The sequence below is a fragment of the Ruegeria sp. AO1 genome (assembly GCF_056535985.1).
In genome coordinates, this window is the sequence record NZ_JBQFJC010000001.1 from 1,092,727 (window position 1) to 1,112,301 (window position 19,575).

Genomic DNA, 19,575 nt, shown 5'->3' on the forward strand with positions numbered 1-19,575 from the left:
CGCCCCTGCAAGGGCTCAAGGACGAGATGGATAAGGACAAAGAGCAAGCCATAGCCCGCAAGGGCCGACATATAGGCATCGTCATCGCCGTGACGATGGTGGTTTGGCTTGGCATGACTTTGTTCATCGGCCCCGCGATTGGAATGCCAGGGCGCTATGCGCTGCTATTTGATTTCGCTGCTTTGGCCGGCTTCATCTATGCAGGCGTCAACATATTTCAACTCTGGCGCATGCGTCAGGACAGCTGAGGGTAACACGCGATGCTGAAGGATCAGGACCGGATCTTTACCAACATCTACGGGATGCACGAGCGTACTCTGCGCGGCGCGCAGGCCCGAGGGCATTGGGATGGCACCGCTGGTCTGATCGAAAAGGGCCGGGATTGGATCATCCAGACGATGAAAGACTCGGGCCTGCGTGGGCGCGGTGGCGCGGGCTTCCCAACCGGTCTGAAATGGTCGTTCATGCCCAAGGAAAGCGATGGCCGCCCGTCTTATCTGGTGGTGAATGCGGATGAATCCGAACCGGGCACCTGCAAAGACCGTGAGATTATGCGCCACGATCCGCATACGCTGATCGAAGGCTGCCTGATTGCCTCTTTCGCGATGAATGCGCACACCTGCTATATCTACCTGCGCGGCGAATACATCCGCGAACGCGAGGCGCTACAGGCCGCAATTGATGAGGCCTATGACGCCGGGCTGTTGGGCAAGAACGCGGCCGGCTCGGGATGGGATTTCGACATCTTCCTGCATCACGGCGCGGGTGCCTATATCTGTGGCGAAGAAACTGCGCTGATCGAAAGCCTTGAGGGCAAAAAGGGTATGCCGCGCATGAAGCCGCCATTCCCGGCTGGCGCGGGCCTCTATGGCTGCCCGACCACGGTGAACAACGTGGAGTCCATCGCCGTTGTGCCGACCATCCTGCGCCGTGGCGCGGACTGGTTTGCGGGCTTTGGTCGTCAGAATAACGCGGGCACCAAGCTGTTTGCGATCTCGGGCCACGTGAACAACCCCTGCGTCGTCGAAGAAGCGATGTCGATTCCATTCGAGCAACTGATCGAAACCCATTGCGGCGGTATTCGCGGCGGCTGGGACAATCTGCTGGCCGTCATTCCGGGTGGCTCATCTGTGCCATGCGTGCGCGGCGAGAATATGCGCGATGCGATCATGGATTTTGACTATCTGCGCGGTGAGTTGGGCTCGGGCCTTGGGACGGCGGCAGTGATCGTGATGGACAAGTCCACCGACATCATCAAGGCGATCTGGCGGCTGTCGAAATTCTATAAACACGAAAGCTGCGGCCAGTGTACGCCCTGCCGCGAAGGCACGGGCTGGATGATGCGCGTGATGGACCGCCTTGTGCGTGGTGAGGCCGAGTTGGAAGAGATCGACATGCTGTTTGACGTGACCAAGCAGGTTGAAGGCCACACCATTTGCGCGTTGGGCGATGCTGCGGCCTGGCCGATCCAGGGCCTGATCCGCAATTTCCGCGAAGAGATCGAGGACCGCATCAAGGCGCAGAAATCAGGCCGCATGGGGGCGATGGCAGCGGAATGATCAGGCAGCCTGACGGATATCATCTGGCCGAACTGAATATTGGCCGCCTGCTGGCCCCGACGGATGCCCCTCGGGTGGCTGAGTTCATGGCCAATCTCGACAAGGTCAACGGCCTGGGCAAGCGGATGCCGGGCTTTGTGTGGATGATGGAAGGCTCGGGTGAGCCGGGAACCGGGAATACGGAAAACGCGATTGGGGGCGATCCTCAATTTGTTGCCAACCTGACGGTCTGGGAAGATGTCGCGAGCCTTGAGACATTTGTCTGGGGCACCATACACAAACAGTTTTACGACCGCCGTCAGGAGTGGTTTGAACTGCTGGGGGATCAGCATTTCGTTATGTGGTGGGTGCCCGCGGGGCACCAGCCGGATCTGGATGAAGCCATGGCGCGGCTGGAGCGTCTGCGCCAGGAAGGTCCAAGTGAACACGCCTTTGGATGGGCGGATTTGAAACAAGCAAGCAAGTGGCGCGACAATCGTTGCGCTCAGGTCGCAGCGGAGTGAGCGGGATGACACACCATTCTGATCGCGCTCGCAGCCGCCCAGATGCCAGCGGTCTGACAGGAATATACAAAGTGAAGAAAATGAAATTCTCAACCTTGGCTGGCCTTGCGGGACTTGCGTTGATCTCGGCCTGTACCGGCACCTCGTCCAAGGACCGTGTGCTGTTTGACGGGCAGTTTTTCCGCGCCAAGGCCAAGTCGGTAGACAAACGCAACACCCCGACGGAGTTCACTGTAGTCGTGAACAATGTGTCAGCCTCGCTTGACGGCGCGCGTGAGGCGGGCCGGTTCGAAGGCACCAAATTCTGCATCCAGAACTTCGGCTCGTCGCGCATTGTTTGGAAGGTTGGTCCGGATACAGAACCGCAGAACCTGCGCATCAGCGACGACAAACTGACTTTTGCGGGAACCTGCCAAAGACCATGAGGCTATTTTCTGCATATCACGGCAGGGCCAGCGGTCTGTTATTGCATAGCAGACAGGGCGACACCCATCTTGGTCGATCCAAGATGAAAGGACCTGTGATGTCTTATGCGAAAAAACTTGCCATTGGTCTTGCGCTGATGATCCCTGCGGTCGCCGAGGCCAAGCCGCCTCTGCGTGAAGTGAAACAGATCGACAATGAGCTGTATTACATTGCGGTCGCGAAAGAGATTTCGGACTATTGCCCCTCGATCAGCGGGCGGAAGCTGAAAGCGATCAACGTGATGTGGGGGCTGCGGTCCGAGGCGAACAGCCTTGGCTACTCGGACCAAGAGATCCGGGCCTATGTCGAATCCGACGCTGAAAAAGACCGGATGCGCGCCAAGGGCGAGGCTTATCTTGCCGCCAACGGCGTGACCTACGAAAACCCGAATTCCTTCTGCACATTAGGGCGGAAAGAAATCGACAGAAACAGCGCCATCGGCGTTTATTTGAGGGCGAACTGACGATGTCTGACCTCCGCAAGATCAATATCGACGGGCAGGAAATCGAAGTCGATGGTGCCATGACCCTGATCCAGGCCTGTGAAGAGGCCGGGGTCGAGGTGCCGCGCTTCTGTTATCACGAACGTCTTTCGATTGCGGGGAACTGCCGGATGTGTCTGGTTGAGGTCGTGGGCGGCCCTCCGAAACCTGCGGCCTCTTGCGCGATGCAGGTGCGTGATCTGCGTCCGGGGCCGGAAGGGCAGCCACCTCAGGTCAAGACGAACTCACCCATGGTCAAAAAGGCCCGCGAAGGGGTGATGGAGTTTTTGCTGATCAACCACCCTCTGGATTGCCCGATCTGTGATCAGGGGGGGGAGTGCGACCTGCAGGATCAGGCGATGGCCTATGGTGTTTCGGGTTCGCGCTTCAAGGAAGCCAAGCGCGCCGTTGATGATCTGGATCTTGGGCCGTTGGTCGGCACCGCGATGACCCGTTGCATCAGTTGCACCCGCTGTGTGCGCTTCACGACCGAGGTCGCCGGCATCACTCAGATGGGTCAGACGGGGCGAGGCGAGGACGCTGAAATCACCTCATACTTGAACCAGACGCTGCATTCGAACCTGCAGGGGAACATCATTGATTTGTGCCCCGTGGGGGCGCTGACCTCGAAACCCTATGCCTTCACCGCGCGTCCGTGGGAGCTGACCAAGACCGAGAGCATTGACGTAATGGATGCTTTGGGCTCAAACACCCGCGTGGATACCAAAGGGCGTGAAGTGATGCGGTTCCTTCCGCGCAACCATGACGGCGTGAATGAGGAATGGATCAGCGACAAAACCCGGTTCGTCTGGGACGGGTTGCGCCGTCAGCGTCTGGACCGTCCGTATGTGCGCGAAAACGGCAAGCTGCGTCCGGCCTCGTGGCCTGAGGCGCTGACCAAAGCTGCCGAAGCGCTGAAAGGGGCCGAAAAACCGGTGGGTCTCGTCGGTGATCTGGCCCCGGTTGAGGCGATCTTTGCGCTGAAACAGATGATCGAAGGGCAGGGCGGTGTTGTCGAATGCCGCACCGATGGCGCCAAGCTGCCTGCGGGCAACCGGGGTGCCTATGCCGGGACCGCTGCGATTGAAGATATCGACACGGCGGAACGCATTCTGCTGATCGGGACCAACCCGCGCGATGAGGCTCCGGTTCTGAACGCCCGGATCCGCAAGGCCTGGGCGCATGGGGCCGAGGTTGCTCTGGTCGGTCCGGCGGCCGATCTGACCTTTGAATACCACCACATGGGTGATGACCGCGCCGCCTTGCAAAAGGTCGTCGACATGGGCGGCGATGATGAGATCAAAGCAAAACGCTCTTTGGTCATTGTCGGTCAGGGCGCGCTGCAAGAGGCCGATGGCGCCGCTGTTTTGGCCGCCGCGCAAGCCATTGCAAGCAATACCGAAAGTGGGCTGATCATCTTGCATACCGCCGCCGCGCGCGTGGGCGCGATGGATGTGGATGCCACCAACGCGGGCGGTATGGACGCGATCAGCGTGGCTGATGTGATCTATAACCTCGGCGCGGATGAGGTCGAAATCGGAGACGGCGCATTCGTCATCTATCAGGGCAGCCATGGGGACCGTGGCGCGCACCGCGCTGATGTGATCCTGCCCGCCGCCGCCTATACCGAGGAAAACGGGTTGTTCGTGAACACCGAAGGCCGCCCTCAGCTGGCCATGCGTGCGGGCTTTGCGCCGGGAGAGGCCAAAGAAAACTGGGCCATCTTGCGTGCGCTCTCGGCCGATTTGGGTGCGACGTTGCCCTTCGATTCCTTGGCGCAATTGCGGACCGCGTTGATCGAGGCGGTACCGCATCTGGCGCATATCGACGAAGTGATCGCGAACGAGGTGCAACCGCTTGAGGCTGGTACACTGGGCAAGGCGAGTTTCCGCAATGCGGTCAAGGATTTCTACCTGACCAACCCGATCGCACGCGCCTCACAACTGATGGCCGAGCTGTCGGCGCAGGCGAAAAACACAGACAGGATGGCCGCTGAATGATCCGTCCCGCAGAGATAACCCCGACGACCCACGGTGTGAGGACCAATGGCTGATTTCTTTAACACACCGGGCGGCATCGCCCTGATCGTCCTGGCGCAGGTGCTTGCCGTTGTGGCCTTTGTGATGATCTCGCTGTTGTTCCTTGTCTATGGTGACCGCAAGATCTGGGCGGCTGTTCAGATGCGCCGGGGGCCCAATGTGGTGGGCGCTTTCGGTTTGTTGCAAACGGTGGCCGACGCGCTGAAATATGTGGTCAAAGAGGTCGTCATCCCAGCAGGCGCGGACCGCACCGTTTTCATCCTTGCTCCGCTGACCTCTTTCGTACTGGCAATGATCGCTTGGGCCGTGATCCCGTTCAACGACGGATGGGTGCTGTCAGATCTGAACGTGGCGATCCTCTATGTCTTCGCCGTATCCTCTTTGGAGGTTTATGGCGTGATTATGGGCGGTTGGGCGTCGAACTCAAAGTACCCGTTCCTCGGCTCTTTGCGCTCTGCGGCACAGATGATCTCTTATGAAGTGTCCATCGGTCTGATCATCATCGGCGTGATCATCTCGACCGGGTCGATGAACTTCGGAGATATCGTCCGCGCACAGGATGGCTCGTTTGGCTTCTTCAGCTGGTACTGGCTGCCGCATTTCCCGATGGTCTTCCTGTTCTTCATCTCGGCGCTTGCCGAAACCAACCGTCCGCCGTTCGACCTGCCTGAGGCGGAGTCGGAATTGGTCGCAGGCTATCAGGTCGAATACTCGGCCACGCCATTCCTGCTGTTCATGGCAGGCGAATACATCGCCATCTTCCTGATGTGCGCCCTGACAACGCTGCTGTTCTTCGGCGGCTGGCTGTCGCCGATCCCGGGCCTGCCCGATGGTGTGCTATGGATGGTCGCCAAGATGGCGTTCTTCTTCTTCCTCTTCGCGATGGTCAAGGCAATCACGCCCCGCTACCGCTATGACCAGCTAATGCGTCTGGGATGGAAAGTATTTCTGCCATTCTCATTGGCATGGGTGGTTTTCGTGGCCTTTGCTGCAAAATTCGAATGGTTCTGGGGCGCATTCGCGCGTTGGAGCGTAGGAGGCTGATATGACTCAAATCGACTACACCCGCGCTGCCAAGTACTTCCTGTTGCAAGACTTCTGGGTCGGCATGAAGCTTGGGCTAAAATACTTCTTCGCGCCCAAGGCCACCGTGAATTATCCGCATGAAAAGGGCCCTCTGTCGCCTCGGTTCCGCGGCGAGCACGCCTTGCGCCGGTATCCAAACGGCGAGGAGCGCTGCATCGCTTGCAAACTCTGCGAGGCGATTTGTCCGGCGCAAGCCATCACCATCGACGCCGAACCGCGCGAAGACGGTAGCCGACGCACCACGCGCTACGACATCGACATGACCAAATGCATCTATTGTGGTTTCTGCCAAGAGGCCTGTCCGGTCGATGCCATCGTCGAAGGCCCGAACTTCGAATTCGCCACGGAAACCCGCGAAGAGCTGTTTTACGACAAAGAAAAACTGCTCGACAACGGTGAACGCTGGGAAGCCGAAATCGCCCGCAATCTGGAAATGGATGCGCCGTACAGATGAGTGACACGCCGACAAATCCATTTGAGCTGATGATGAAGCAGGCGCAGGACATGGCCAAGGCGATGAACCCGGCGATGGAGAATTTCTCGCCCAAAGGGTTCGAGAACCTATGGCCGACCATGCCCAAAGAGGTCATGGAAATGATGTTCGGCAACACCGTCAACAAGGACGGGCTGGATGCCAAGACCCGTCTGCTGCTGACGCTGGCCGGGCTGACCTGTCAGGGCGCTCAGGCAGACTCGGCCGTACGGCAGACCGTGCGCCATGCGCTGGAGGCGGGCGCAAAGAAACAAGAGATCGTTGAAACGATCGGTCAGATGTCGGTCTTTGCTGGCATCCCGGCCATGACCCGCGCGCTGGATCTGGCGCAAGAGGTCATGGGCGATAACGAGGATGAGGATCAATGACCGTCTTTGCCTTCTACCTGTTTGCCATCAGCACTATCACCGGTGGGCTATTCACGGTGATCAGCCGCCAGCCGGTGCATTCGGTGCTGTGGCTGATCCTGTCTTTCCTGTCGTCGGCGGGGCTGTTCGTACTGCTGGGGGCCGAATTCGTGGCGATGCTGTTGATCATCGTCTACGTGGGCGCGGTCGCGGTGCTGTTCCTGTTCGTGGTGATGATGCTGGACGTGGACTTTGCCGAGTTGAAGGCCGAGATGGCGCGCTATATGCCGTTGGCCCTGCTGATTGGTCTGGTGATCCTGATGCAGTTCATCATGGCGTTCGGAGCATGGGACAGCGCGCAGGGTGTTGAGGCCAATCTGGCGCAACCGGTTCCGAGCGACCGCCACAACACCGAAGCGCTGGGTGTCATCCTTTACGATCAATATTTCCTTCTGTTCCAGCTTGCGGGCCTGATCCTGCTGGTGGCCATGATCGGTGCAATCGTACTGACCCTGCGCCACCGTCAGGACATCAAGCGTCAGGATATCGTCGGCCAGATGATGCGCGACCCGGCCAAGGCGATGGAGTTGAAGGACGTGAAACCGGGGCAGGGACTTTAAGAAGATGATCGGACTTGAACACTATCTTACGGTCGCGGCGACGCTGTTCGTCATCGGCATCTTCGGTCTCTTCCTGAACCGCAAGAATGTCATCATCCTGCTGATGAGCATCGAGTTGATGCTGTTGGCGGTGAATATCAACCTTGTGGCGTTTTCCAGCTTCCTCGGCGATCTGGTCGGGCAGGTGTTTACGCTGTTCGTGCTGACCGTTGCGGCGGCGGAGGCAGCGATTGGTCTGGCCATTCTGGTCTGCTTCTTCCGCAACCGCGGCACCATCGCGGTTGAAGACGTCAATATGATGAAGGGCTAAGAGAACTATGGAAACCACCATCCTCTTTGCCCCGCTCGTGGGCGCTCTGATCTGCGGGTTCGGCTGGCGGTTCATCGGTGAAAAAGCCGCCATGTGGACCGCAACGGGCCTGTTGTTTCTGGCCTGCCTTCTGTCGTGGATCGTGTTTCTGGCTTTCGATGGTCAGACCCAACAGATCGAAATCTTGCGCTGGATCGAGAGCGGCTCTCTCTCGACAAGCTGGGCAATCCGTCTGGACCGCCTGACCGCGATCATGCTGATCGTGGTGACGACGGTCTCGGCGCTCGTGCACCTCTATTCCTTCGGCTACATGGATCACGACCCGCAATGGCGCGAGGGCGAAAGCTATAAGCCGCGCTTCTTTGCCTATCTCTCCTTCTTCACCTTCGCGATGCTGATGCTGGTGACAGCTGACAATCTGGTACAGATGTTCTTCGGCTGGGAGGGCGTGGGCGTTGCCTCGTACTTGCTGATCGGCTTTTACTACCGCAAGTCCAGTGCCAATGCCGCGGCGATGAAGGCGTTTATCGTCAACCGGGTTGGTGATTTCGGTTTTGCGCTGGGGATTTTCGCGATCTTCTTCCTGACTGACAGCATCAACTTCTCGGATATCTTTGCCTCGGCCCCTGACCTGTCGGAAATGCAACTCAGCTTCCTCTGGGGTGAGTGGAACGCGGTTGAGGTGATCTGTGTCCTTCTGTTCATCGGCGCTATGGGTAAATCGGCGCAGTTGATCCTGCACACTTGGTTGCCTGACGCAATGGAAGGCCCGACACCTGTATCGGCGCTGATCCATGCTGCGACGATGGTAACGGCGGGTGTGTTCCTTGTCTGCCGCATGTCGCCGCTGATGGAGTTCGCGCCGGGTGCGACCGGGTTCATCACCTTCCTTGGGGCCTCGACTGCGTTTTTTGCCGCGACCGTGGGTTTGGTTCAGACCGACATCAAGCGCGTCATCGCTTATTCGACCTGTTCGCAGCTAGGCTACATGTTCGTGGCCGCAGGCGTCGGCATGTACTCGGCGGCGATGTTCCACCTGCTGACCCACGCGTTCTTCAAGGCGCTTCTGTTCCTCGGGGCCGGTTCGGTGATCCATGCGATGCACCACGAGCAGGAAATGACCGAATATGGCGGCCTGCGGAAGAAGATCCCCTATACGTTCTGGGCAATGATGATCGGAACGCTGGCCATCACGGGTGTTGGTATCCCGCTGACCACCTTCGGCTTTGCCGGGTTCCTGTCAAAGGATGCGATCATTGAAAGCGCCTTTGCCGGTGGTACAGGTTATGCCTTCTGGATGCTGGTGATCGCGGCTGTTTTCACCTCGTTCTATAGCTGGCGTCTGATTTTCCTGACCTTCTACGGCACACCGCGCGGTGACAAGCATACGCATGATCACGCCCATGAAAGCCCGAAGGTGATGCTGATCCCTCTGGGTGTTCTGTCACTGGGCGCGGTTTTTGCAGGGATGATCTGGTACGGCAACTTCTTTGGTCACACCGACAAGGTGGGCAAGTTCTATGGCATTCCGGTGGCCGAGGCCTCGGCGTATGCTGAAGGTCATGACGAGGCGACCCATGCCGAGCATGTCGCCGATGGCACCGCCGAAGAGCATCACGGTGATGATCATGCCGATGCCAATTCGGATGAGGTGCACGGGGATGACCATGCTGATGAGGCACATGGCAAGAAAGACGCCCACGGAGATCATCACTACGTCTTCGCGGGCGAACCGGGTGAGGGCGCTTTGTATATCGCACCGGACAATACGGTGCTGGATGACGCGCATGCCGTCCCGAAATGGGTCAAGGTCTCGCCTTTCGTGGCGATGTTGCTTGGGTTTGTCGTGGCCTACTGGTTCTACATCGTGAACACGTCGCTGCCCGCGCGTCTGGCCGCAAACCAGCGTCCACTGTACCTGTTCCTGCTGAACAAATGGTACTTTGACGAGATCTATGACGCGGTCTTCGTCAAACCCACTCTGGCGCTTGGCCGCCTCCTGTGGAGGCGCGGCGATGGCAACACAATTGATGGCTTCCTGAACGGAGTAGCAATGGGCGTTGTTCCCTTCTTCACACGCCTCGCAGGCAAGGCGCAGACCGGGTACATCTTTACCTACGCCTTCTGGATGGTACTGGGCATTGCGGCCCTTGTGACCTGGATGTCGATCGGCGGAGGGGCGCAGTAATGGACAATATCCTCTCGATCGTCACCTTCATCCCGGCCATTGCCGCGGGCATCTTGGCGCTGTTCCTGCACGGAAATGATGCGGCGGCGCAGCGGAATGCCAAATGGGTGGCGCTGTTGGCGACCACTGTGACCTTCCTTGTGTCGATTGGCATCTACACGGGCTTTGATCCTTCGAACACCGGCTTCCAGATGGTGGAAGAGGGCGAGTGGCTGATGGGTTTGAAATACAAGATGGGCGTAGACGGCATCAGCGTTCTGTTCGTATTGCTGACCACCTTCATCATGCCCCTGACCATTCTGGCCAGCTGGAACGTGACCGAACGGGTCAAGGAATACATGATCGCCTTCCTTCTGCTGGAAACGCTGATGCTGGGCGTGTTCATGGCGCTGGATCTGGTGCTGTTCTACCTGTTTTTCGAGGCAGGTCTGATCCCAATGTTCCTCATCATCGGCATTTGGGGCGGCAAGGATCGCATCTACGCGAGCTTCAAGTTCTTCCTCTATACCTTCCTCGGCTCGGTGCTGATGTTGGTGGCGATGGTTGCGATGTACGCGGATGCTGGCACTACAGACATCGAGGCGCTGATGACCCATCAGTTCTCGTCCGAAAGCTTTAGCGTGTTGGGCATCTACGTCGTCGGCGGGATGCAGACGCTAATGTTCTTGGCCTTCTTTGCATCCTTCGCGGTGAAAATGCCGATGTGGCCGGTGCATACTTGGCTTCCGGATGCACACGTGCAGGCCCCGACGGCGGGCTCGGTCGTGCTGGCGGCGATCCTGTTGAAAATGGGCGGATATGGCTTCCTGCGGTTCAGCCTGCCGATGTTCCCGGTTGGCTCGGCGGTGATGACCGATCTGGTTCTGTGGATGTCAGCCATCGCCGTTGTCTACACCTCTCTCGTGGCGCTGGTGCAGGAGGACATGAAAAAGCTGATCGCATACTCCTCGGTCGCGCATATGGGCTTTGTGACCATGGGGATTTTCGCGGCGAACCAGCAGGGTATTGATGGCGCGATCTTCCAGATGCTCAGCCATGGGTTTATCTCAGCGGCTTTGTTCCTGTGCGTCGGCGTGATCTACGACCGGATGCACACCCGCGATATCGACGCGTACGGAGGTCTGGTGATCCGGATGCCCGCCTATGCGCTGGTCTTCATGCTGTTCACCATGGCGAATGTCGGCCTGCCGGGTACCTCGGGCTTCATCGGCGAGTTTCTGACCCTGATGGGCGCATTCCAGGTCAACACCTGGGTAACCGCAGTGGCCGCGACCGGCGTGATATTCTCGGCAGGCTATGCGCTTTGGCTCTACCGTCGGGTCGTGTTCGGCGATCTGATCAAGGAAAGCCTCAAGGCGATGACCGACATGAGCTCGCGTGAGCGGCTGATCTTTGCGCCGCTCATCGTGATGACCATTCTGCTGGGCGTCTATCCGTCGCTGGTGACCGATGTGATCGGCAACTCGACCGCTGCACTGATTTCGAACTATGACACGGCTCTGGCCGCGGCTGAAGCTGCGACCCAGACGGCCGCTTCGCATTAAGGGAGCTTTGGAGACATGATCCAGGCTGATCTGACGATAATCCTGCCAGAGATCGTTCTGGCCGTATATGCGATGGCTGCTCTGATCGTGGCTGTTTACACAAAGAAGGACGAACTGGCTCCGGCATTGGTCTGGTCCACGGCAGGTCTAATGGCGCTTCTGGCGATTTGGATCTCAAGCAACGGTGACGGGACCAACGTGGCGTTCAATGGAATGTTCGTGGATGACGGCTTTGCGCGGTTTTCCAAGGTTGCCATCTTACTTTCCGCCGCTGCCGTTCTTGTCATGAGCCAGGACTACATGGCCCGCCGCAACCTGCTGCGGTTTGAATACCCTGTGCTGGTCGCTTTGGCTGCGGTCGGGATGATGATGATGGTCAGCGCGGGCGATCTGATGTCGCTTTACATGGGGTTGGAGCTTCAATCGCTGGCCCTCTATGTCGTGGCAGCGCTGCGGCGGGACAGCGCGAAATCTACTGAGGCCGGTCTGAAGTATTTCGTTCTGGGTGCGCTTAGCTCGGGCCTGCTGCTCTATGGCGCGTCGTTGGTTTACGGGTTCACCGGCACCACGCTGTTCTCGGGCGTCATCGCCACCGTTCAGGCCGGAGACGTCTCGATCGGTCTGCTCTTCGGTCTGATCTTGCTGATCTCGGGTCTGGCTTTCAAGGTTTCGGCCGTGCCGTTCCACATGTGGACGCCGGATGTGTACGAAGGGTCTCCGACCCCGATCACAGCCTTCTTTGCGACCGCTCCAAAAGTGGCTGCCATGGCGCTGTTTGCGCGCCTGCTGCATGACGCGTTTGGAGGCATCGTGAAGGATTGGCAGCAGGTGATCGTGTTGCTGTCGGTTCTGTCCATGCTGTTGGGCGCGGTTGCCGCCATTGGCCAGCGTGACATCAAACGTCTGATGGCGTTTTCCTCGATTGCCCATATGGGCTATGCGCTGATCGGTCTGGCTGCGGGAACCGAGCTGGGCGTGAAAGCCATGCTGATGTATCTGGCGATCTACGTGACGATGAATATCGGCACCTTCGCCTTCATCCTGATGATGGAGCGCGACGGCAAACCGGTCACCGACATCGACGCCTTGCGGCAGTATTCCAAGCGCGATCCGGGAAAGGCTCTGGCCGTTCTGATCCTGATGTTTAGCTTGGCAGGTGTACCGCCCATGCTTGGGTTCTTTGCCAAGTTCGGCGTTTGGCAGGCGGGTGTCAGCGCGGGTCTGACCGGGTTGGTGATCGTGTCGGCCATCGCCTCGGTCATCGGTGCGTTCTACTATCTGCGGATCGTCTTCTATATGTATTTCGGTGCTGAGAACGAAGAACCCATCGAAACGCGTTCAAACCCTGTATTGTGGGTGGCCTTGATGGGATCGGCGGCTTTGATGTTGATCGGCGTGTTCTACCAGTTTGGTGTCGAGGGCGCTGCGGCCGCTGCTGCAGCCACGCTTGTCAACTGATGAAAGCCGCCAACACAATGCAGCTGCGCAACCGCGCAAGCGGGCCTTGCTGACATGAGTAGCTGGCCCGACGGGTACGGCTTGCACATCTTGCAAGAGGTGGACAGCACGTTGAACGAAGCCGCGCGTCTTGCACCCACGGCGCAAGGCCCCGTGTGGATCATGGCGCATCATCAGACAGCAGCGCGCGGCAGGCGAGGGCGGGCTTGGGCCAATCCCAAGGGCAATTTGGCCTCGACCCTTCTGATGCGCCCTCAGGGCGATCCGGAGAGTGCGGCTCTGCGCAGCTTCGTAGCGGCTTTGGCCTTGTTCGATGCCTGTGTCGCTGTGACCGGCAGAGCGTCAGGTTTGTCGCTAAAATGGCCCAATGATGTTTTGCTGAACGGCGGCAAGCTTGCTGGGATATTGCTGGAAAGCACGGGGCAGGGGCGCGGAGTTTCACATCTGTCGATTGGGATCGGCGTCAATCTGACCGAAGCCCCTGGCGCAGACGCGGTTGAGCCGGGTGCCGTTCGCCCGGTTTCTCTGCTGTCGGAAACCGGTGCGCATGTCACGCCTGAGGATTTTTTGACCGAACTCGCCATCGCCTATGCCGGCTATGAAACCCAATTCGTCACTTACGGCTTTGAACCGATCCGCACGGCATGGTTGGCCCGCGCAGCGCGGCTGGGTGAGGTCATTACCGCCCGTACCGCCACGTCGGAAACGGTTGGTACCTTCGAAACGGTAGACGCGGGGGGCAACCTTGTCCTAAACACCGCCAAAGGCCGTGTGAGCATTCCTGCGGCGGACGTGTTTTTCTGAAGGGGGCTCAGATGCTTCTGGCCATCGACTGCGGCAATACCAATACCGTTTTCTCGATCTGGGACGGCGAGACGTTTCTGTGTACCCTGCGCACCTCGACCCATCATTCGCGCACGGCGGATGCCTATTTCACCTGGTATTCCACACTGGTGAAACACTACGGGATCGAGGCTGACATTACCGATGTTGTCATCGCCTCGACCGTGCCGCGCGTGGTTTTCAATCTGCGCATCTTTGCGGATCGGTTCTTTGGTTGCCGTCCGCTAGTTGTGGGTAAACCGGATTGCCTTTTGCCTGTCGCCCCACGCATTGACGAAGGCACGGTGCCGGGGCCTGATCGCCTCGCCAATGCAGTGGGGGCATTTGACCGACATGGCGGAGACGTTGTGGTTGTCGATTTCGGGACCGCGACAAACTTTGACGTCGTCGCCTCAGATGGGGCCTATGTCGGAGGCATCATCGCGCCGGGCGTAAACCTGAGCCTTGAGGCCCTGCACCAAGGGGCCGCTGCTCTGCCACATATCGACATAACCCGCCCGGACAAGGTGATTGGTACGAATACGGTTGGCTGTATCCAATCGGGCGTGTATTGGGGCTATTCCGGTCTGATTGAGGGGCTGATCGCCCGCATCAAGACCGAATACGGAATGCCGATGAAAGTCGTTGGAACCGGAGGGCTCGCACCCTTGTTCGATCAGGCCGACGTGGGGTTCGACGCAATCGAAGATGATCTGACGATGCACGGGCTGACCGTGATCCATCGCTATAACAAGGAAAATGGCTCAACATGAGCAGCGAAAGACTGATCTACCTGCCGCTGGGCGGGGCCGGTGAAATCGGCATGAATGCCTATGTGTATGGCTACGGCGCGCCGGGCAAGGAACGTCTGATCCTCGTTGATCTGGGTGTGACCTTCCCTGACATGGACACCACGCCGGGTGTGGACCTGATCCATGCCGATATCTCATGGCTACAGGAACGCGCCGACCGGCTAGAAGCGGTTTTTGTCACCCACGCGCACGAGGATCACGTGGGCGCCGTGGCGCATTGTTATGAGGCGCTGGGGGCTCCGATCTATGCGCGCGCCTTCACCGCAAATATCGCCCGTCGGAAGATGGAAGAACGAGGCCACCCTGAAGATGCTGTGCTCACTGCCTCGGCTTGGCCTGAGCAGGTCTCAGCCGGACCATTCACTGTTGGCTTCCTGCCGGTATCGCACTCGATCCCCGAAAGCGCCGCGCTGGTGATCGACACGCCTGAAGGGCGGATCGTGCATTCGGGGGACTTCAAGCTGGACACAAACCCGGTGGTGGGCGAACCGTTTGATCCCGATCTCTGGGCCCATGTCGCCAAGTCCGGCGTGAAGGCTCTGGTCTGTGACAGCACCAATGTGTTCTCAAGCCACCCCGGACGCTCGGAATCCGAGGTCGGCCCTGAGATCACCAAGCTGGTCGAAAGCGCCGAAGGTATGGTTGTGGCGACCACCTTCGCCTCGAACGTCGCTCGGGTGAAGACCTTGGCTGAGGCTGGTCAAAGGGCCGGGCGCTCGGTCGTGCTGTTGGGCCGGGCCATGCGCCGGATGATCGAGGCTGCAACGGAAACCGGCATCCTGTCGGATTTCCCTAAAGTGATCAGCGCCGAAGAGGCTGTAGAGCTTCCGCGTCAGAACCTGATGCTGATTGTAACCGGCAGTCAGGGCGAACGCCGCGCCGCTAGCGCGCAGCTGGCTCGTGGTAAATACCGCGGCATCGAGTTGAAAGAAGGCGACCTGTTCCTGTTCTCTTCGAAAACCATTCCCGGCAACGAGCGCGGCGTGATTTTCATCATCAACCAGCTCAGCGAAAAGGGTGTGGATGTGGTGGATGACAGCTCTGGCCTTTATCACGTATCGGGCCATGCCAACCGGCCTGATCTTGAGAAAGTCCATGGGTTGATCGACCCGCAGATGGTGATCCCGATGCATGGCGAACACCGCCACCTGCGCGAACATGCCAAACTGGCCGAGGCTGGTGGACGCACGGGTATTCTGGCCGTCAACGGCACCATGCTGGATCTGACCGGCAATGCGCCGAAGGTTGTCGACTATGTCGAAACTGGGCGGACCTATCTGGATGGCACGGTCAAGGTCGGGGCGCTGGACGGGGTTGTGCGCGACCGTATCCGCATGGCGCTGAACGGCCACGTGACTGTGACCGTCATTCTGGATGAAGAGGACGAGCCTCTGGGTGAGCCGTGGTGCGATACGATGGGTCTGCCGGAGATCGGAACCTCTCGCGCGGCGCTTGTTGAGGTGCTTGAGGAAGACCTGAACCAGTTCCTGATGCGGGCTGAGGCCAATACCCTGCGCGACGATGACAAACTGGAAGAGGCCATGCGCCGGATCGTGCGTCAGACGGCCAAAGCTGAGATCGGCAAAAAGCCTGAAGTCACGGTTGTGATCAGCCGCATGAAGTAAGGTTGGGGTCAGTCGACCTCGGGCATGGGGTACCCCCTGAGCCTTTGGAACAGGCTGGCCTCATCATTGTTTAGAAAGAACGGGACAGAGGATGGCGGTGTCGGGTCGGTGACCCGCGCCGTGATCTCGGCCAGCACGACCTCGGTGATGAAGGGCAGATCGAAGTTTCGAACCTCGTCCAGCCTGACCCATTGCAGGTGCGACAGCTCATCCGAGGCGCGGCTGAAATCGTCCAGATCGCCGTGAATCGCCTGTGCATCGACCAGAAAGAACCGCGCATCAAACCGTCTGGGCCGACCCGGAGGGGTAACCGCGCGGAACACGAACTGCAGCGCCTCGGCCGAGGGTTTGAAGCCCAAAGCCGCAAAGCTGGTCCAATCGGTCGGAGCATCGCCCTCCCATTCACCGGGTTGGCCAAGGACCATCCCGGTTTCCTCCCACAATTCTCGAATCGCTGCGACGGCAAGCGCCTGCTGCAGGTCAGCCTCGGCCTGCTCGGCCAAGCGATCATAGCAGAGTTGGGGCAGCGGGGCGGCCAGTGGGATGCTCGCATCCTCGGGGTCGACCGCGCCGCCGGGAAACACGAATTTGTTCGGCATGAACGCCGCTTTGGCCCCACGTTGCCCCATCAGGATCGAGGGCGCGGTAAAACGGTCCCGCAATACGATGACGGTTGCTGCGTTGCGGATGGCGGTCTTGTCGACGGTCACGCGGCTTTCTCGAACCCATGCATGCGCCGAGCCCATTGATAAGCCACGACAGCCCCTTTCAGGCGGGGCAGCAGGAACAGCGACAGCGCTATGCAGCCGATGGAAAATCCGATGGCCATGGTCCACGGATCCGGACGCCAATGCACGTATGACACATGCAAAGCAGGCGCCAGCAAGTGCCCGACCAGCAGAATCGTCAGATAGGCGGGGCCGTCATCTGCGCGGTGGTGAAACAGCTCTTGACCGCAATTTGAGCAGCTGTCGTTAACCTTGAGGTAGCTGTGCAACAGCTTGCCTTCGCCACATCTCGGGCATTTGCAACGAAAGCCTTTGACCAAAGCTGGCCATGTTTCGCGCTCTTCTTCCACTGCGGGGGTGATCGTTTGATCCATGATAATGTAACTCGCGCATCTATCTTTGGCGGATAATGGGCCTGTTTGCCGCAATAGAAAAGGGGGGTGCGTCGCTTTGCATCGCTTGGGTAGGGCAAGCGTTCGTGACCTGCTGATCCTTCGCTAAACTTTTTTCGACGGAAACCCGCTGGTGCCGCGTTTGAATGGATATGAGCAGCGGCAATCAGGTCGCGCCAATATGGGGAAACCGATATGAAGAACTCGAAATTCATCCCGGCAATCGTTCTGTCGGCAGTGGCGATCACAGGTACGTCGGCCCTGGCAGCAGGCCCAAAGGATCGTGAGCCTGTCTCGTTTCAGGAACTGGACGCCAATGCGGATGGTCAGATCACGAAAGAAGAGATGCAGGCTCATCGCGCACAGCGCTTCACAAAGGCTGATACTAACGGCGATGGACAGTTGAGCGTCGAGGAGATGCAGGCTGCGGCCCAGCAGAAGGCCAATGATCGCGTGACCAAGATGTTCGAGAAACATGACGCGAATGGCGATGGGGTTCTCAGCACCGATGAGTTGCCCAAACCGCGCCGGGCTGACAAGATGTTTGATCGGATCGACGCGGATAGCAGCGGCGGTATCTCGGAACAGGAATTTGCCGATGCAAAAGACAAGATGGGCAAGCATCACAAGAAGCGCCAGAAATCGGACGCTGACGATAGCTGATGCAGGATGGAGGATCTGACCTCCCACCCTCAAGACGTCCGCGGTGCTGCGTGCACCGCGGACGACCTTAGTGACGATAGGTTGCTGAGGATGTTTGCCGATGGCGACGCTGGGGCCGCGCGGATCCTGACGGACCGGCTGGGCCCGCGTTGCTATTCGGTTTCTCTGCGCATGCTGGGCAATCAGGCAGAGGCCGAGGATGTGACGCAGGATGCCATGATGCGGCTGTGGCAGATGGCCCCCAAATGGGTGCCGGGCACGGCCAAAGTGTCGACCTGGCTCTATCGGGTCACGCTGAACCTGTGTCTGGACCGTAAGCGCAAAAAGACGCCTGAGCAGCTGCCCGAAGAGGCTGAGCCGCCCGACAACGCCGCCAGCGTGGTTGAGAAAATGCAGGATACGGCGCGCCATGACGCATTGCAGGTCGCGCTTGCGCAATTGCCCGACCGACAGCGACAAGCCGTCGTGTTGAGGCATATTGAGGAACTGTCCAACCCCGAGATTGCCGGGGTCATGGGCCTATCGGTAGAAGCGGTCGAAAGCTTGACCGCGCGTGGAAAGCGGGCTTTGTCGGCCATATTGGCCGGACGGCGGGAAGAACTGGGGTATGACGATGGCAGATGACGACATGGAACTGGAAAACCTGTTTGCTCAGGCGCGCAAGGACCGACCTGGCCTGCCGGATGATCTTGCCGTGCGTATCCAGACAGATGCCGAAACAATTCGGCTAGGGCGGGTGACGAAACACACACGCTCTGAACGGTCTCTGTGGCTACGCCTTCTGGACAATATCGGTGGATGGCAGGGCTTTAGCGGCTTGGCCGCTGCCAGCGTCACCGGGATTTTCATAGGGTTTTTCGCGCCTGCCGTTTTGCCGGATACGGTCGGCCTGTTCGGCGCGACGGATGGCAGCGTTCTGGCGGCCGACCTTGGATTTGACACCAGTTTTCTGGAGAGTACGGAATGAACACTGATCCAAAACCGAAACGCCGTTGGATGCCGATCGTTCTGACCCTCTCTCTGGCGATCAACCTGTTGGTCATAGGGGTCGCGGTCGGCAGCGTATTGCGGCTGAAGAATAGCGATCACGCCAAGGCACCACCGGGCTTTGGGCCCGCATTGTACCGGGCCTTGCCGAAAGAGGACCGCAAATCCCTGAGGGGAGAGCTATCCGGCCTGCACGGCAAAGGGGCCAAGGGGCGCTCGGAGGACTTCATGGTTGTGACCGAGGCGTTGCGGGCTGTTCCATTTGATCCCGAAACTGTCACGCTATTGCTGCAGCAGCAGGCGCAAGCGACCGCGGACTTGCAGGCCGCGCTGCAAGAAAAATGGTTGGTTCTGGTTACGCAGATGAACGACGAGGAGCGTCAGACCTATGCGACCCGTCTGGAAGAAGTCGTCAAACGCGGTCCGCGCGGTCACAAGAAAAAGCACTGAAGC

At 59.0% G+C, this 19,575-nt stretch carries 23 protein-coding genes; 21 read left to right on the forward strand and 2 right to left on the reverse strand.

The features are described from left to right. Positions 1 to 26: 26 nt before the first annotated feature. The 17 genes from ACR3FB_RS05360 to ACR3FB_RS05440 all read left to right on the forward strand — a co-directional run bounded on the left by ACR3FB_RS05360 (position 27) and on the right by ACR3FB_RS05440 (position 16,352). Positions 27 to 248, forward strand: a complete 222-nt coding sequence (locus ACR3FB_RS05360) for a DUF5337 domain-containing protein (protein ID WP_170467891.1) — start codon at positions 27 to 29, stop codon at positions 246 to 248. A gap of 12 nt (positions 249 to 260) precedes the next feature. Further along, positions 261 to 1,559, forward strand: a complete 1,299-nt coding sequence (nuoF, locus tag ACR3FB_RS05365) for an NADH-quinone oxidoreductase subunit NuoF (RefSeq protein WP_170461087.1) — start codon at positions 261 to 263, stop codon at positions 1,557 to 1,559. Beyond that, on the forward strand, positions 1,556 to 2,062 hold the full coding sequence (locus ACR3FB_RS05370) for a DUF3291 domain-containing protein (RefSeq protein WP_480564787.1): 507 nt from the start codon (positions 1,556 to 1,558) through the stop codon (positions 2,060 to 2,062). The genes nuoF and ACR3FB_RS05370 overlap by 4 nt, the downstream gene beginning before the upstream one ends. Before the next feature lie 80 nt (positions 2,063 to 2,142). Next, positions 2,143 to 2,487, forward strand: coding sequence for a hypothetical protein (locus tag ACR3FB_RS05375; RefSeq protein WP_425085019.1), 345 nt, complete (start codon positions 2,143 to 2,145; stop codon positions 2,485 to 2,487). A gap of 98 nt (positions 2,488 to 2,585) precedes the next feature. Continuing rightward, a complete protein-coding gene (locus ACR3FB_RS05380) occupies positions 2,586 to 2,990 on the forward strand; it encodes a DUF5333 domain-containing protein (protein ID WP_480564790.1) in 405 nt (134 codons plus the stop codon). Positions 2,991 to 2,992: 2 nt separating this feature from the next. After that, positions 2,993 to 5,008 (forward strand): NADH-quinone oxidoreductase subunit NuoG, encoded by a 2,016-nt coding sequence (gene nuoG / locus ACR3FB_RS05385; RefSeq protein WP_480564793.1) that lies wholly within the window; start codon positions 2,993 to 2,995, stop codon positions 5,006 to 5,008. Positions 5,009 to 5,053: 45 nt separating this feature from the next. Beyond that, on the forward strand, positions 5,054 to 6,091 hold the full coding sequence (gene nuoH, locus ACR3FB_RS05390; RefSeq protein ID WP_480564796.1) for an NADH-quinone oxidoreductase subunit NuoH: 1,038 nt from the start codon (positions 5,054 to 5,056) through the stop codon (positions 6,089 to 6,091). A gap of 1 nt (position 6,092) precedes the next feature. Next, entirely contained in the window at positions 6,093 to 6,587 is a 495-nt protein-coding gene (gene nuoI / locus ACR3FB_RS05395) for an NADH-quinone oxidoreductase subunit NuoI (RefSeq protein WP_039524264.1), read from the forward strand. Further along, positions 6,584 to 6,994, forward strand: coding sequence for a carboxymuconolactone decarboxylase family protein (locus ACR3FB_RS05400; RefSeq protein ID WP_170375147.1), 411 nt, complete (start codon positions 6,584 to 6,586; stop codon positions 6,992 to 6,994). The genes nuoI and ACR3FB_RS05400 overlap by 4 nt, the downstream gene beginning before the upstream one ends. Next, a complete protein-coding gene (locus ACR3FB_RS05405; protein WP_170768089.1) occupies positions 6,991 to 7,593 on the forward strand; it encodes an NADH-quinone oxidoreductase subunit J in 603 nt (200 codons plus the stop codon). The genes ACR3FB_RS05400 and ACR3FB_RS05405 overlap by 4 nt, the downstream gene beginning before the upstream one ends. 4 nt (positions 7,594 to 7,597) lie before the next feature. Continuing rightward, the gene (gene nuoK, locus ACR3FB_RS05410; protein WP_005984024.1) at positions 7,598 to 7,903 is read left to right on the forward strand and encodes an NADH-quinone oxidoreductase subunit NuoK; all 306 of its coding nucleotides are present in this window, start codon (positions 7,598 to 7,600) and stop codon (positions 7,901 to 7,903) included. Positions 7,904 to 7,910: 7 nt separating this feature from the next. After that, positions 7,911 to 10,091, forward strand: a complete 2,181-nt coding sequence (nuoL, locus tag ACR3FB_RS05415) for an NADH-quinone oxidoreductase subunit L (RefSeq protein ID WP_480564799.1) — start codon at positions 7,911 to 7,913, stop codon at positions 10,089 to 10,091. Beyond that, entirely contained in the window at positions 10,091 to 11,635 is a 1,545-nt protein-coding gene (locus ACR3FB_RS05420) for an NADH-quinone oxidoreductase subunit M (protein ID WP_170375153.1), read from the forward strand. Before nuoL ends, ACR3FB_RS05420 begins: the two co-directional genes overlap by 1 nt. A gap of 15 nt (positions 11,636 to 11,650) precedes the next feature. Beyond that, on the forward strand, positions 11,651 to 13,093 hold the full coding sequence (gene nuoN, locus ACR3FB_RS05425) for an NADH-quinone oxidoreductase subunit NuoN (protein WP_480564802.1): 1,443 nt from the start codon (positions 11,651 to 11,653) through the stop codon (positions 13,091 to 13,093). 54 nt (positions 13,094 to 13,147) lie between these two features. Next, on the forward strand, positions 13,148 to 13,897 hold the full coding sequence (locus ACR3FB_RS05430; protein ID WP_170691963.1) for a biotin--[acetyl-CoA-carboxylase] ligase: 750 nt from the start codon (positions 13,148 to 13,150) through the stop codon (positions 13,895 to 13,897). 11 nt (positions 13,898 to 13,908) lie between these two features. Further along, complete coding sequence (locus tag ACR3FB_RS05435; RefSeq protein ID WP_170691965.1) at positions 13,909 to 14,688, forward strand: type III pantothenate kinase; 780 nt, start codon at positions 13,909 to 13,911, stop codon at positions 14,686 to 14,688. Beyond that, entirely contained in the window at positions 14,685 to 16,352 is a 1,668-nt protein-coding gene (locus tag ACR3FB_RS05440) for a ribonuclease J (protein WP_480564805.1), read from the forward strand. Before ACR3FB_RS05435 ends, ACR3FB_RS05440 begins: the two co-directional genes overlap by 4 nt. A gap of 8 nt (positions 16,353 to 16,360) precedes the next feature. Here ACR3FB_RS05440 and ACR3FB_RS05445 read toward each other — a convergent pair whose 3' ends face one another. Both ACR3FB_RS05445 and ACR3FB_RS05450 read right to left on the reverse strand, forming a co-directional pair. Continuing rightward, the gene (locus ACR3FB_RS05445; protein ID WP_480564808.1) at positions 16,361 to 17,062 is read right to left on the reverse strand and encodes an NUDIX hydrolase; all 702 of its coding nucleotides are present in this window, start codon (positions 17,060 to 17,062) and stop codon (positions 16,361 to 16,363) included. Continuing rightward, a complete protein-coding gene (locus ACR3FB_RS05450; protein WP_170642986.1) occupies positions 17,059 to 17,454 on the reverse strand; it encodes a DUF983 domain-containing protein in 396 nt (131 codons plus the stop codon). The genes ACR3FB_RS05445 and ACR3FB_RS05450 overlap by 4 nt, the downstream gene beginning before the upstream one ends. Positions 17,455 to 17,667: 213 nt before the next feature. Here ACR3FB_RS05450 and ACR3FB_RS05455 point away from each other — a divergent pair, with 213 nt between their 5' ends. The 4 genes from ACR3FB_RS05455 to ACR3FB_RS05470 are packed head-to-tail and all read left to right on the forward strand — an operon-like array spanning position 17,668 to position 19,572. Beyond that, positions 17,668 to 18,135, forward strand: a complete 468-nt coding sequence (locus tag ACR3FB_RS05455) for an EF-hand domain-containing protein (RefSeq protein WP_170467857.1) — start codon at positions 17,668 to 17,670, stop codon at positions 18,133 to 18,135. Positions 18,136 to 18,141: 6 nt separating this feature from the next. Then, a complete protein-coding gene (locus ACR3FB_RS05460; protein ID WP_480564812.1) occupies positions 18,142 to 18,759 on the forward strand; it encodes an RNA polymerase sigma factor in 618 nt (205 codons plus the stop codon). After that, positions 18,749 to 19,102: a hypothetical protein gene (locus tag ACR3FB_RS05465; protein WP_425085030.1), complete on the forward strand. Its 354-nt coding sequence runs from the start codon at positions 18,749 to 18,751 to the stop codon at positions 19,100 to 19,102. The genes ACR3FB_RS05460 and ACR3FB_RS05465 overlap by 11 nt, the downstream gene beginning before the upstream one ends. Then, a complete protein-coding gene (locus tag ACR3FB_RS05470; RefSeq protein ID WP_480564815.1) occupies positions 19,099 to 19,572 on the forward strand; it encodes a periplasmic heavy metal sensor in 474 nt (157 codons plus the stop codon). Before ACR3FB_RS05465 ends, ACR3FB_RS05470 begins: the two co-directional genes overlap by 4 nt. The last annotated feature ends 3 nt before the right edge of the window (positions 19,573 to 19,575 follow it).